12 protein-coding genes are annotated in these 14,002 nt (G+C 70.1%); 9 read left to right on the top strand and 3 right to left on the bottom strand.

Going from position 1 to position 14,002, the window contains the following annotated elements:
- The first annotated feature begins 2 nt into the window (after positions 1–2).
- The 7 genes from gap to OG718_RS39790 all read left to right on the top strand — a co-directional run bounded on the left by gap (position 3) and on the right by OG718_RS39790 (position 7,126).
- Positions 3–1,013 (top strand): type I glyceraldehyde-3-phosphate dehydrogenase, encoded by a 1,011-nt coding sequence (gene gap / locus OG718_RS39760; protein WP_143637448.1) that lies wholly within the window; start codon positions 3–5, stop codon positions 1,011–1,013.
- Between the two features lie 129 nt (positions 1,014–1,142).
- The gene (locus OG718_RS39765; RefSeq protein ID WP_143637445.1) at positions 1,143–2,354 is read left to right on the top strand and encodes a phosphoglycerate kinase; all 1,212 of its coding nucleotides are present in this window, start codon (positions 1,143–1,145) and stop codon (positions 2,352–2,354) included.
- Between the two features lie 6 nt (positions 2,355–2,360).
- Complete coding sequence (gene tpiA / locus OG718_RS39770; protein ID WP_143637443.1) at positions 2,361–3,137, top strand: triose-phosphate isomerase; 777 nt, start codon at positions 2,361–2,363, stop codon at positions 3,135–3,137.
- 144 nt (positions 3,138–3,281) lie between these two features.
- A complete protein-coding gene (gene secG / locus OG718_RS39775; protein WP_055615078.1) occupies positions 3,282–3,512 on the top strand; it encodes a preprotein translocase subunit SecG in 231 nt (76 codons plus the stop codon).
- Between the two features lie 236 nt (positions 3,513–3,748).
- Entirely contained in the window at positions 3,749–4,084 is a 336-nt protein-coding gene (locus OG718_RS39780) for an RNA polymerase-binding protein RbpA (RefSeq protein WP_003957010.1), read from the top strand.
- A gap of 308 nt (positions 4,085–4,392) precedes the next feature.
- Positions 4,393–6,048, top strand: coding sequence for a glucose-6-phosphate isomerase (pgi, locus tag OG718_RS39785; RefSeq protein WP_328846484.1), 1,656 nt, complete (start codon positions 4,393–4,395; stop codon positions 6,046–6,048).
- A gap of 103 nt (positions 6,049–6,151) precedes the next feature.
- Positions 6,152–7,126: a DUF3824 domain-containing protein gene (locus tag OG718_RS39790; protein ID WP_328846485.1), complete on the top strand. Its 975-nt coding sequence runs from the start codon at positions 6,152–6,154 to the stop codon at positions 7,124–7,126.
- Positions 7,127–7,148: 22 nt separating this feature from the next.
- On the opposite strand, the gene OG718_RS39795 is transcribed toward OG718_RS39790, so the two are convergent.
- Genes OG718_RS39795 through OG718_RS39805 form a run of 3 tightly spaced genes read right to left on the bottom strand, consistent with a single transcriptional unit; the run spans position 7,149 to position 10,728 of the window.
- Positions 7,149–9,440: an ABC transporter permease gene (locus OG718_RS39795; RefSeq protein WP_328846486.1), complete on the bottom strand. Its 2,292-nt coding sequence runs from the start codon at positions 9,438–9,440 to the stop codon at positions 7,149–7,151.
- Between the two features lie 5 nt (positions 9,441–9,445).
- A complete protein-coding gene (locus OG718_RS39800) occupies positions 9,446–10,216 on the bottom strand; it encodes an ABC transporter ATP-binding protein (protein ID WP_328846487.1) in 771 nt (256 codons plus the stop codon).
- On the bottom strand, positions 10,213–10,728 hold the full coding sequence (locus tag OG718_RS39805) for a PadR family transcriptional regulator (protein WP_055615073.1): 516 nt from the start codon (positions 10,726–10,728) through the stop codon (positions 10,213–10,215). Before OG718_RS39805 ends, OG718_RS39800 begins: the two co-directional genes overlap by 4 nt.
- 165 nt (positions 10,729–10,893) lie before the next feature.
- Between OG718_RS39805 and OG718_RS39810 the strand changes: the two genes are divergently transcribed.
- Together OG718_RS39810 and OG718_RS39815 are read left to right on the top strand one after the other, a co-directional pair.
- Positions 10,894–12,168 (top strand): ABC transporter substrate-binding protein, encoded by a 1,275-nt coding sequence (locus OG718_RS39810; RefSeq protein WP_143637433.1) that lies wholly within the window; start codon positions 10,894–10,896, stop codon positions 12,166–12,168.
- Between the two features lie 160 nt (positions 12,169–12,328).
- A complete protein-coding gene (locus OG718_RS39815; protein WP_328846488.1) occupies positions 12,329–14,002 on the top strand; it encodes a glycoside hydrolase family 13 protein in 1,674 nt (557 codons plus the stop codon).

The following is a 14,002-nucleotide window of genomic DNA, read 5'->3' on the forward strand; positions in this document are numbered from 1 at the left end:
TCGTGACGATCCGCGTAGGCATCAACGGCTTTGGCCGCATCGGTCGTAACTACTTCCGCGCGCTGCTGGAGCAGGGTGCAGACATCGAGATCGTGGCTGTCAACGACCTGGGTGACACCGCGACCACCGCTCACCTGCTGAAGTACGACACCATCCTGGGCCGACTCAAGGCCGAGGTGTCGCACACCGCCGACACGATCACCGTCGACGGCAAGACGATCAAGGTGCTCTCCGAGCGCAACCCCGCCGACATCCCGTGGGGCGAGCTGGGCGTCGACATCGTCATCGAGTCGACCGGCATCTTCACCAAGAAGGCCGACGCCGCCAAGCACATCACCGGTGGCGCGAAGAAGGTCCTCATCTCGGCTCCGGCCAAGGACGAGGACATCACCATCGTGATGGGCGTCAACCAGGACAAGTACGACGCGGCCAACCACCACGTCATCTCCAACGCCTCCTGCACCACCAACTGTGTGGCGCCGATGGCCAAGGTCCTCGACGAGAACTTCGGCATCGTCAAGGGTCTGATGACGACGGTCCACGCGTACACGAACGACCAGCGCATCCTGGACTTCCCGCACTCGGACCTGCGCCGCGCCCGCGCCGCCGCCGAGAACATCATCCCGACCACCACGGGTGCCGCGAAGGCCACCGCCCTGGTCCTCCCGCAGCTCAAGGGCAAGCTGGACGGCATCGCGATGCGCGTCCCGGTCCCGACCGGCTCGGCCACCGACCTGGTCGTGACGCTGCAGCGCGAGGTCACCAAGGACGAGGTCAACGCCGCGTTCAAGAAGGCCTCCGACGACGGCGACCTCAAGGGCTTCCTGACCTACACCGAGGACCCGATCGTCTCCTCGGACATCGTCGGCGACCCGGCCTCCTGCACCTTCGACTCCTCCCTGACCATGGTCCAGGAGGGCAACACGGTGAAGATCCTCGGCTGGTACGACAACGAGTGGGGCTACTCCAACCGCCTCGTGGACCTCACGGTCTTCGTCGGCGGCCAGCTCTAAGTCCCAGAGCAGGCACTTCGATGTGAGCACAGGGCTCGGGCAGCGCACCGCCGCGCTGCCCGAGCCCTGTGCCGCGTGCTGATCGATCAGCCCTCTCGGATCACTTGAGCCTTCTTTAGGAGCCCCCTCATGAAGACGATCGACGAACTTCTCGCCGAAGGCGTGGACGGTAAGCGGGTCTTCGTCCGCGCCGACCTGAACGTGCCGCTGGCCGAAGGCCTCATCACCGACGACGGCCGCATCCGCGCCGTACTGCCCACCGTCAAGGCCCTCGCCGAGGCGGGCGCCAAGGTGGTCGTCGCCTCGCACCTGGGCCGCCCCAAGGGCGCCCCGGACCCCGCCTTCTCGCTCCTTGCCGCCGCCGAGCGCCTCGGCGAGCTGCTGGGCGCGCCCGTGGCGTTCGCCCAGGACACCGTCGGGCCCGCCGCGCACGACGCCGTGAACGGGCTGGAGCCCGGCCAGGTCGCGGTCATCGAGAACCTCCGCTTCAACGCCGGCGAGACGTCCAAGGACGACACCGAGCGCGGCGAGTTCGCCGACCGGCTCGCCGCGCTGGCCGATGTCTACGTGGGCGACGGTTTCGGTGCCGTGCACCGCAAGCACGCCTCGGTCTTCGACCTTCCGGCGCGGCTGCCGCACTACGCGGGCTACCTCATCGCCACCGAGGTCGGTGTCCTGAAGAAGCTCACCGAGGACGTCGAGCGCCCCTACGTGGTCGCGCTCGGCGGCGCCAAGGTGTCCGACAAGCTCGCCGTGATCGACCAGCTGCTCGGCAAGGCCGACCGGCTGCTGATCGGCGGCGGCATGGCGTACACCTTCCTCAAGGCCAAGGGCTACGAGATCGGCAAGTCGCTCCTCCAGGAGGACCAGATCCCGGCGGTCCAGGAGTACATCGAGCGGGCCGAGAAGAACGGTGTCGAGCTGGTCCTCCCCGTCGACGTCGTGGTCGGCCCCGAGTTCCCGGACCTGAAGACCAAGGCTCCGGCCAACCCCACCACCGTCGCCGCGGACGCCGTCCCGGCCGACCAGATGGGCCTGGACATCGGTCCGGAGTCCCGCAAGCTGTACGCATCGAAGCTCACCGACGCCGCCACGGTCTTCTGGAACGGTCCGATGGGCGTCTTCGAGCACCCCGACTACGCCGAGGGCACCAAGGCGGTCGCCCAGGCCCTTCTCGACTCCCAGGCCTTCACGGTCGTCGGCGGTGGCGACTCCGCCGCGGCCGTCCGCATCCTGGGCTTCGACGAGACGGCATTCGGCCACATCTCGACCGGCGGCGGCGCCTCCCTCGAATACCTAGAGGGCAAGACGCTCCCCGGCCTCGCCGCACTGGAGGACTGACCCCGTATGACCACTCGTACGCCGCTGATGGCGGGCAACTGGAAGATGAACCTCAACCACCTCGAGGCCATCGCCCATGTCCAGAAGCTCGCCTTCGCCCTGGCCGACAAGGACTACGAGGCCTGTGAGGTCGCGGTCCTGCCGCCCTTCACCGACCTGCGCTCGGTGCAGACCCTGGTCGACGGGGACAAGCTCAAGATCAAGTACGGCGCCCAGGACATCTCGGCGCACGACTCCGGTGCCTACACCGGCGAGATCTCCGGCTCGATGCTGGCCAAGCTCAAGTGCACCTACGTGGCGATCGGCCACTCCGAGCGCCGCCAGTACCACAACGAGACCGACGAGGTCGTGAACACCAAGGTCAAGGCCGCCTACAAGCACGGCCTCACCCCGATCCTGTGCGTCGGCGAGGAGCTGGACGTCCGCGAGGCGGGCAACCACGTCACGCACACGCTCACGCAGGTCGAGGGCGGTCTCAAGGACCTCCCGGCCGAGCAGGCCGAGACGATCGTGATCGCGTACGAGCCCGTCTGGGCCATCGGCACCGGCAAGGTCTGCGGCTCCGACGACGCCCAGGAGGTCTGCGCGGCGATCCGCGGCAAGCTCGCCGAGCTGTACACGCAGGAACTGGCCGACGCCGTCCGTATTCAGTACGGCGGCTCGGTGAAGGCCGGCAACGTCGCCGAGATCATGGCGAAGCCGGACATCGACGGTGCCCTGGTCGGTGGTGCCTCCCTGGACTCCGAGGAGTTCGTCAAGATCGTCCGCTTCCGCGACCAGTGAGCCGCGTTCCGTAACGAACCGGCGACCTGCGAGTAGGCCGTAGCGGCGTTACGTCGTACCCTTGCGGGGGCCGGGCGGCTTCGTACCCGAAGCACCGGCCCCCGTCGTCCGTCCAAGTCCCAGGAAGTTGGTCCAGCCGTGGTTATGGGGTTCTCGATCGCCCTGATCGTCTTCAGCCTGTTGCTGATGATGCTGGTGCTGATGCACAAGGGGAAGGGCGGCGGTCTCTCCGACATGTTCGGTGGCGGCATGCAGTCCTCCGTCGGCGGCTCCTCCGTCGCCGAGCGCAACCTCGACCGCATCACCGTGGTGGTCGGTTTGCTGTGGTTCGCGTCCATTGTGGTGCTGGGCCTTCTGATGAAGGTCAACAACTGACCACCGTCCGAGCATCGGAACGGCAGCACAAACGCACATTACGCAAGCACATTCCGCACGTAAGGCCCCATGTACGGTACGCGCCCGCAAGCGCGGCCTATCATGGGGCTTGCGTCTTTGGGCGGGGTGTAACTCCATCTACTAGACGCGCGTTGGGCCTTACGTAGACTGAGGCGCTCGCAGCGAAGCGAAACGCCGACTCGCTTTGCGGCACCATTACGCAGGGAGTTACGACCGTGGCAAGTGGCAACGCGATCCGAGGAAGCCGGGTCGGGGCGGGGCCGATGGGCGAGGCCGAGCGTGGCGAGTCCGCGCCGCGGCTGCGCATCTCCTTCTGGTGCTCGAACGGGCACGAGACGCAGCCCAGCTTCGCCAGCGACGCGCAGGTCCCCGATACCTGGGACTGTCCGCGCTGCGGCTTCCCCGCCGGACAGGACCGGGACAACCCGCCGGACCCGCCGCGCACCGAACCGTACAAGACGCACCTCGCGTACGTACGGGAACGGCGCAGCGACGCGGACGGCGAGGCCATCCTCGCCGAGGCGCTCGCCAAACTGCGGGGCGAGATCTAGGAGTCGAGGTCCGGCCGGACACCCACGGGTGTCCGGCCGGACTCGTTTGGGACGCGTACGGGGCCGTGCCCCGAAAGAGTGCCGGGCAGTACGACACCGGTCCGGTGGCCCCGCCCTGCGCGGGCGTGGCGGCCGGCCTTCCGCATTCTGTTCTTCACCGCGCTGATACCCCTGCTCAAGCCGGACGTATCTGTTGTTGAGCCGGACGACGGCGGGACGACAGCTCACGTCCCGCCCTGATCAATTAGGTTGGGACCGGCAGCGGGGCAAGGTACGCGGCACAGGCAGGAAAGAGGCGGAAGTCCCACATGAACGCAGACAGCCGTACCAGGCTCGACCAGACACCCGAGTGGACCGCTCTGGCCGGGCACCGGGAGGAACTCGGCGAGGCGCAGCTCCGTGAGCTGTTCGCCCAGAACCCCGGACGCGGCACCGGATACACGCTTCAGGTCGGCGATCTGCACGTCGACTACTCCAAGCACCTCGTCACCGACGAGACGCTGCGGCTGCTGCGCGCGCTGGCCGCCGCCACGGACGTGTTCGGACTGCGGGACGCCATGTTCCGCGGCGAGAAGATCAACACGACCGAGGACCGCGCGGTCCTGCACACCGCGCTGCGCGCCCCGCGTGACGCGGTGATCGAGGTCGACGGCGAGAACGTCGTACCGGCCGTGCACGCCGTCCTCGACAAGATGGCCGGCTTCGCCGAGCGCGTCCGTTCGGGCGAGTGGACCGGGCACACCGGCCGGCGCATCAAGAACGTGGTGAACATCGGCATCGGCGGCTCCGACCTCGGCCCGGCGATGGCGTACGAGGTGCTGCGGTCCTTCACCGACCGGGACCTGACGGTCCGCTTCGTGTCGAACGTGGACGGGGCCGACCTGCACGAGGCGGTCCGCGATCTGGACCCGGCCGAGACGCTGTTCGTCATCGCCTCGAAGACCTTCACGACCATCGAGACGATCACCAACGCGACCTCGGCCCGGAACTGGCTGCTCACGGAGCTGAAGGCCGGTCAGGAAGCCGTCGCCAAGCACTTCGTGGCGCTGTCGACGAACGCCGAGAAGGTCTCCGACTTCGGTATCGACACGGCCAACATGTTCGAGTTCTGGGACTGGGTCGGCGGCCGCTACTCGTTCGACTCGGCGATCGGTCTGTCGCTGATGATCGCGATCGGCCCGGACCGCTTCCGGGAGATGCTCGACGGCTTCCATCTCGTCGACGAACACTTCAGGACCGCGCCCGCCGAGTCCAACGTGCCGCTGCTTCTCGGCCTGTTGGGTGTCTGGTACGGCAACTTCCACGACGCGCAGTCGCACGCGGTGCTGCCGTACTCGCACTACCTGTCCAAGTTCACCGCGTACCTGCAGCAGTTGGACATGGAGTCCAACGGCAAGTCCGTGGACCGTGACGGGCGTCCCGTGGAGTGGGAGACGGGCCCTGTCGTGTGGGGCACGCCGGGCACCAACGGACAGCACGCGTACTACCAGCTCATCCACCAGGGCACGAAGCTGATCCCGGCGGACTTCATCGGCTTCGCCGAGCCGGTCGCCGATCTGCTGCCGGGTCTTGTCGCCCAGCACGACCTGCTGATGGCCAACTTCTTCGCGCAGACGCAGGCGCTGGCCTTCGGCAAGACGCCGGACGAGGTGCGGGCGGAGGGCGTGCCCGAGGAACTGGTGCCGCACAAGACGTTCAAGGGCAACCACCCGACGACCACCATCCTCGCGCGCGAGCTGACCCCGTCGGTGCTCGGCCAGCTGATCGCCCTCTACGAGCACAAGGTGTTCGTCCAGGGCGCGGTCTGGAACATCGACTCCTTCGACCAGTGGGGCGTCGAGCTCGGCAAGGTCCTCGCCAAGCGTGTGGAGCCCGCGCTGACGGAGGGTGCTCAGGTGCCTGGCCTCGACGAGTCCACCACTGCGCTCGTCGCCAAGTACCGGGAACTGCGGGGCCGGAAGTAGTCGTGGAGTAGTCGTGTGGGTCGGGAGGCGGACGGTAGAACGGCCGTCCGCCTCCCTTAGAATTTCGGGCGATCATGACGTCGAGGGCTCGGGGGAGCTGAACATGGCTGGTTCGCGCGGAAGATGGCTCAGCCGCAATCTGTCGGTGGCGTCGATTCTGCAGCCCAAGGCCGTGGCCCAGGCGGTGTTCCACCCGGCGTGGATCCCGCCGGCGGTCGATCCGTCGGTGGAGCGCCTCAAGCGTGTACGAGTCATTGCCGGAGCCGTGGCGGCGTTCGGCGTGTACACGTTCGTGGAGGGCAAGTTCGACTTCAACGAGGTACTCGAGAACATCGTGGTGGCGGCCCTCGTGCTGCTGTTCATCACCCCGCTGACCGTGGGCGTGATGCTCTTCGTCTGGCGGCGCACCGGCAGGATCCGCGAGCTGCGCGGGTCCCTGTTCAACTCGCTCAAGCTGCTGCTCCTCTTCATCGTCATGGTCGTCGGGACGGTGCTGCTGTGGCAGCTGTCGATCCAGCTCGGGACCATCTGGACGGTGGTGCTCGGCCTGCCGGCGATGTGGATCACCGGCATGCTGATGTACGGGGCCGTGCAGCTGTCCGGGAACTTCTTCGGTTCCGCCGCCGTGCACCGTGCCCTGCCGGCGCTGCTCGCCACCGTGACGACCTGGCTGATGGCCCTTCCGGACCTGGTCACCGGTGATCTGCACGGGCTCAGCTTCAAGCTGGGGATCGTCTTCATCCTGGGCGCCCCGCTGACGGTCACGGGCATCGCCGCACTGGAGTTGCACCGGCTGCGACGCCACCACGGCATCCGGCTCACCGCGCATCCGGCGACGCTCCCGCCTCCGCGGCCGTACGCGCCGAACAACGGGTTCGTGCCGCCCCAGGGCAACATGTACCCGCCGCCGGGCCAGCCGTATGCGCCTCCCGGTCAGCCGTTCATGCCGCCGGGGCAGCCGTACGCGCCTCCGGGCCAGCCGTATCCCCCGGGCAACGGCGTCCCGCGCCCGCCCTATGTCCAGGGCAACCCGTACGGACCGCCGCAGCCGCAGCCGCAGCCGCCGTACCGGTCCTGACCGACCCGATCTGCCCGGCGGCTCAGGCCACCGCGCTCAGCGTGTCCGCGAGCCGTCGGCGGGCCGACCGGGCCGCGGGCAGGGCGGCGAGCGCGGCGGCACCGAGCACGGCCGCCGTGCCGAGGAGCAGCAGGAGCCCGGGGGAGGGCCCCCGGGCGATCCCGGCGCCGATGCCGCTCGACCTGCCCTGTGCGTCGATCAGCCAGTGGGCGAGCGGCACCCCCAGCGCCGTACCGACGAGGACCGCACCGAGCGCCGTGCACCCCGTGGCCGTCACCGTGATCGCGGTGATCTGCCGCGGGGTCAGCCCGATCGCCTTGAGCGCCAGCAGGTCCCGCTCGCCCTCGCGCACCGTGCCGCCGATCGCCGTGAGCAGCTCGATGAGGCCGATCAGGGCCAGCACGGCGATCAGCCCCACGACGACTCCGCGCAGCGGCGAGAGCCCGTCGGCCGGGTTCGGCACGGCGTGCACACTGATGTCTCCGTGCGCGGCCTCGGTCAGGTCCGCGGCCACCCGCTGCGGGTCGGCGCCGGGGCGCAGCTGAAGCTGGTAGAGGGCAGGACCGAGCCCCGGGTCGTTCTCCCGGAGGGTGTCGAGCGAGGTGGAGATGACCCGGCCGCCGTTCTCCGGCTCGATGCTGCGCCCGACGATGTGCAGGATCTGCGGCTGCGCGCCCACCGTCATCCGCACCCAGTCCCCGACGCGCACGTCCAGCAGGTCGAGCAGACCCTGACCGGCCACCGCCTCGTCGGGGCCGCGCGCGGGGCGTCCCTCCGCCAGCGAGAACGGGTACGGATCCTCGTGCGTGCCGAGCCCGCGCAGGGCGATCGTGCCCGTCTGGCCGGGGACCAGGGCGGCCACCTCGACGCCCGGGTGGACGGCTTCGACCTGCGGGTTCCGGGTCAGCAGGGCGCGTACGTCCGGATCGGTCAGGGTCTCGTCGGCCCGCACGGTGAGCGCGGCCGCGAGACCGATCTCGTCGGGCCTGCTCTGGAAGCGGTCGATGGTGGTCCAGGCGCTCATGGCCACGACGATCAGCAGCAGCGGCAGCGCCAGCCGGGCGAGGGTGGCCAGCGAGCGGGGCCGGCGCGAGAACGCCTTGTGCCAGCCCAGGACCAGCGCGGACGGCAGCCGCAGCCCGAGCGCCCCGCGCGCCGGGCCCGACAGCCGGCCGCCGAGCGGTGCCGCGGCCCGCAGCCCCGGAACCGGAGGCACCTGCCCGGCCCGCCAGGCAGCGAGCCCGGTCGTCGCGGCGATGAACAGCACCGCGGCCACGGGCACGGCGAGCAGTGCCGCCGTATGCCCCGGCAGTCCCTGCCACACGCCGACCGCATCGCCGAGACGCCCCGGGACCCGGCTGCCCAGGGCCTGGATGAGGACGGTGGCGAGCACGGCGCCGAGGAGCGCGAACGCCACATGCTGCAGCAGGAAGATCCGCACCACCTGGCCCGGGGTGAAGCCGATCGCCTTCAGGACCGAGATGTCCCGCAGATGGCCGCGGATACGGGTGCCGATCGCCCCGTGCACGGCGAGCGCGGCGGCGACCAGGGCGCCAAGACCGAACAGGCCGAGAACTTGGCCCAGCAGCCGGTTGCCGCCCTGGGCCTCCGACCGTGCCTGCTGCCAGTGCGAGACGTCGGTGACCGCTCCCGCACCGAGCAGGGTGACGGCACGCTGGACGGCGTACTCCGTGTCGTCGGCATCGGTCAGCCGCAGGCCGGTCACCTGGCCGCCGCGCCCGTCCGTGTGCCGTACGGCGGAGGGCAGGGCCCACACGAGGCCCGACCGCTCCCCGGGGCTGTAGCGGGGTTCGGCGCTGTCGGCGACCCCGAGGACGGTCAGGGTCCGCGCGGTGCCGGGCACGGTGAGGGTGTCCCCGGGCTCGGCCCACAGCGCCCGGGCGAGGCTGCTCTCCAGCACCACACCGTCCGGCGCGGCGGGGTCGAGCCAGCGGCCGGAGGCGAGCAGCGGACGGCCGGTCGCGGGCCGGCCGACGATGCCGCGCAGCTCGACGGAGGCCCGGGTGCCGCGCGACTCGACGGTGGCCGCGGCGGTGGGGTACGGGCCCGCGACGGACGTGACGCCGTCCACCTCGGCGAGTTCGCGCGCGTCGGCCGACGGGCCGGTGTGGATCCAGACGTGCGCGCCCTGCGACTGGGTGAAGACCCGCTGCCAGGGGTTGGTGGCGTACCCGAAGAGCGCCGCGGCCAGCAGGAGAGAGGCGACGATCCCGGCGGTGGCGAGCACGATGAACAGCGCCTCGCCGCGATGCGTGCGCAGATCGGCGTGCGCCCAGCGCAGGGTGGCCCGCACGGCGCTCAGTCCCTCAGTTCCAGCACGCCGGATATCCCCTTGCCGCGCGTGGGCGCGGTGCCGAGTTCCGCGTCGTCGGCGATGCGGCCGTCGAAGAAGCTGATCACCCGGTCCGCGGCGCTCGCGAGCCGTGCGTCATGGGTGACCAGCACGATGGTCTGGCCGCGCTCGTGGAAGCGGGACAGCAGCCGGGTCACCTCGCGGGTGCCCTTGCTGTCGAGGCTGCCCGCGGGCTCGTCGGCCAGCAGCAGGGGCGGGTGGTTGACCAGGGCACGGGCCAGCGCGACACGCTGCTGCTCGCCGCCGGACAGCTCGCCCGGCATGCTGCGCTCCTTGCCCTCCAGGCCCAGCTCGGCGAGGAGCTGCTCGCGCTCGGCGCGGGCCTGCCTGGGGGAGAGGCCGGCGAGCAGGGCCGGCAGCTCGACGTTGTCGGCGACCGAAAGGTTCGAGACCAGGTTGAAGAACTGGAAGACGATGCCGATGCGACGCCGGCGCTCGACCGCCCAGCGGGCCTCGCTGTACGCGTCCGTGCACGCGCCGTCCAGCCAGATGCTGCCGGAGTCCGGTCGCTGGAGCCCGCCGAGCAGATGCAGCAGCGTCGACTTCCCGGCGCCCGAGGGACCCGTGACGGCGACGAACTCACCCTGCCGTACGGCGAGGTCCACGCCTCGCACGGCATGCGCGGGGGCGCCCTCGCCGTAGTGGGTCTTGACCAGGCCCTCGGCACGCAGCAGGGGAGAGCCCTCGGCGCGCGACGAAGGAGCGGTGCGGCTCACTCCAGCTCCTCCAATTCCTCCTGGCAGCGTTCCAGCCAGTCGAGGTCGGCCTGCAGATGCAGCATGGCGCCCTCTATGAGCAGCTGGGAGATGCGGTTGTCCCGGCTCTCGGTGGCGGCGAGTTTCGACAGACTGCGCATGGTGTTCAGGTACTCGCGCCGTTGTTTGTTGATCAGGGTGATCTGGTCGGCGAGTCCGGTCTGCGGCGCGAGCGCGAGCTTCATGAAGAACTCGTCCCGCACGCGCGGCTCGTCCGCCGTCTCCTCGTACCAGGCGCGCAGCGCCTCACGCCCGGCTTCGGTGAGGTGGTAGATCTTCTTGTTGGGCCGGCTCGACTGCTCGACTTCCTCGCCCTCGATCAGTCCCGACTTCTCGAGGCGGCCGAGCGTCACATAGATCTGGCCGACGTTCGGCTGAGGGTACGCGGAGCCCAGCAGTTGCTCAAGGTCCTGCTTGAGCTCGTATCCGTGGGCCGGGCCGCGCGCCAGCAGGGCCAGGAGGGGCAGCCGCACCAGTGCTCTCCTCCGCCTTTTCTCTCGGTTCGCCTTCGGGGCGCTCCAGCCGGTGTTGAGGGGCCGATGTGCCGCAGGCCCTAGTATCGCCCATACCTAACAGGTATACATGGCCTCTGACTCCGGGCGAAGGTGCCCGGCAGCCGGAGTACCAAGGAGGAACCTATGCGGTGGATACATGCCGCGGGTAGGGGACTCCTGGTCGCGGCGGTGGTTCTGACCGGTTACGTCGCCTCGGGCGCGCAGGCCGACGGAGCGCGCGGCGGCGGCCGGGGTCCGCTCACGCTGGCCACCGCGGGGGATCTCACCAGCTATCTGGGTCCGCTGCTCGACGGCTGGAACCGTACCCACCCCGGCGAGAAGGTCACCCTCGTCGAGCTCCCGGACTCCGCCGACGAGACCCATGCGCAGATGACCACCGACCTGCGCGGCGGCGACCCGAGCCGCTTCGACGTCCTCAACATCGACGTCGCCTGGACCTCGGAGTTCGCCGCCGCCGGCTGGATCTCCCCGCTGTCCCGGGACCGCTTCCCGCTCGACGGCTTCCTGCCGCAGGTCGAGGACACGGCGACGTACGACGGACGGCTGTACGCGGTCCCGTACGTCACCAACGCGGGACTGCTCCTCTACCGCAAGGACATCCTCGACAAGGAGGGTCTGGCGCCTCCGCGCACCTGGGCCGAGCTGGAGAAACAGGCGAAGGCCATCGCGCCGAAGTACGGACTCGACGGTTACGCGGGCCAGTTCCTGCCCTACGAGGGCCTCACGGTGAACGCCGCCGAGGCGGTCTACTCGGCGGGCGGCACGATCCTCGGCGACGAGGGCGAGCGCGTCACCGTCGACTCGGCCGCGGCCCGTGAGGGCATCGGCTTCCTCGCCCGCGGCGTGCGTGACGGCTGGATCCCCGGGAAGGCGCTGACCTACAAGGAGGAGGAGTCCAAGCAGGCCTTCCAGGACGGCCGTCTCCTCTTCCTGCGCAACTGGCCGTACGCCTATGTCGGCGCCTCCGCCAAGGGCTCGGCGGTCGCCGGGAAGATCGGGGCGGTGCCGCTGCCCGGCCCCGTCGGGCCGGGGGCGAGTGTGCTCGGCGGCTCCAACCTCGCGGTCAGCGCGCACGCCCGCCACCCCGACTCCGCCGCGCGCCTCTTGACGTACCTGACGAGCGAACGGGTGCAGCGGCAGGTCCTCACCAAGGGCGCGCTGCCGCCCGTGCGGGCCGCGCTCTACCGGGACCCGGAGCTGATCCGGCGGTTCCCGTATCTGCCGACGCTCCGCGCGAGCGTCGCGGCGGCGGCGCCGCGACCCAAGAGCCCGCACTACGACCAGGTCAGCCTGGCCGTGCAGGCCGTGGTGCAGGACGCGATGACCGGGCGCCAGACGCCCGAGGCCGCGGTGCGGCGCCTCGCGCGCGAGCTGGCGGACATCTCCCGCCGGGGCTGAGCCTCCTTCCGACTGCTCGACGGATCCTAGTTACTTGTTAGGTAACGCGCGCATCTCGTCTTCGGCCTCAGTGGATAGAAATATCCATATATAAAATCCCAACTTCTCGGGACTCTCCGCCGACTCGTTGACACCTGCGCGACACGGCTACTTAACATGCATGCATAACCGGAGGCACGCACAGACAGGTCAACGGGTGACGATCGACATGCACCGCTGGTGGCGCGACGCAGTGATCTACCAGGTCTACGTCCGGAGTTTTCTGGACAGCACCGGCGACGGCATCGGCGATCTCGCCGGGGTCAGGGCCGGACTGCCGTATCTGAAGAAGCTGGGCGTCGACGGCGTCTGGCTGAGCCCCTTCTACCCCTCGCCGCAGCACGACCACGGCTACGACGTGGCCGACTACTGCGACGTCGACCCGGTCTTCGGCGACCTCGGCGAGTTCGACCTGCTGATGACGGACGCCCGGCGGCTCGGCATCAAGGTGCTCCTGGACATCGTCCCGAACCACTGCTCGGAGGAGCACCCGTGGTTCCGGGAGGCGATGGTCGCGGCACCGGGCAGCGAGGCCCGCGCCCGCTTCCACTTCGCCGACGGCCGGGGCACGGACGGCTCCCAGCCGCCCAACAACTGGCACTCCATGTTCGGCGGCCCCGCCTGGAGCCGGGTCACCGAGCAGGACGGCGCCCCCGGCCAGTGGTACCTGCACATGTTCACGCCCGAGCAGCCCGACCTGAACTGGCGCAACCCCGAGGTCGGCGCCCACTTCGACCACGCCCTGCGCTTCTGGCTCGACCGGGGCGTCGACGGCTTCCGCATCGACGTCGCCGCCGGCCTCTACAAGCACCCCGAACTGCCGGACTCGCCCGACCCGGAGGCCGACGCCCGCACCCGCGACTCGGTCAATCCGCTCGCCTGGAACCAGCCCGAGGTGCACGACGTCTGGCGGCACTGGCGGTCGGTGTGCGAGGAGTACACCGCCCGGGACGGCCAGGAGCGGCTGCTCGTCGGCGAGGTCTCCGTGCCGACCGCCCGCGAACACGCCCTGTACGTACGCCACGACGAGCTGCACCAGGCCTTCTTCTTCGACCTGCTCAGCGCGCCCTGGAACGCGGACGCCTTCCGCAAGGTCATCTCCGACGCCATGCAGGACATCGCGGGCACCGGCTCGACGGTCACCTGGGTCCTCAACAACCACGACCAGGTCCGCACGGTCACCCGCTACGGCGAACTGGGCACCGAGGGCAGCGGCCTGGGCGCCGCCCGTGCCCGCGCCGCCGCCCTGCTGATGCTGGCCCTGCCCGGAGCCGCGTACATCTACCAGGGCGAGGAACTCGGGCTGCCCGAGGTCGTCGATCTGCCCGACGACGTGCTCACCGACCCGATCTTCCGCCGGACCGGCAGCCGCGCCCGGATCCGCGACGGCTGCCGGGTGCCGCTGCCGTGGTCGGGACACGCCTCGCCGTTCGGCTTCACCTCCGGCGCCGAGAGCGCCAAGCCGTGGCTGCCGCAGCCCGCCTACTTCGCCGAGTACGCCACCGACCGCGCCCTCGCCGACACCCACTCCTTCTGGCACCTCTACCGGGACGGACTCCAACTGCGGGCCGGACTGCCCCAGTTGGGTGAGGGCGCGCTGCGCTGGCTGGACACCCAGCCCGGCGTCCTCGCCTTCGTCCGCGGCGACGGCCTGGTGTGCGCCGTCAACTTCGGTACGGCGCCGACACCCGCGCCGGTCTCCGGCACCCCCCTGCTGTCCAGCGGCCCCTGCGCGCCCGGTGTCCTGCCCGGCTCGACGGCCGCCTGGTGGATCAGCGACTGCACCAACCCCTGA

Origin of the sequence: Streptomyces sp. NBC_00258, assembly GCF_036182465.1 — a bacterium.
Classification (GTDB): domain Bacteria; phylum Actinomycetota; class Actinomycetes; order Streptomycetales; family Streptomycetaceae; genus Streptomyces.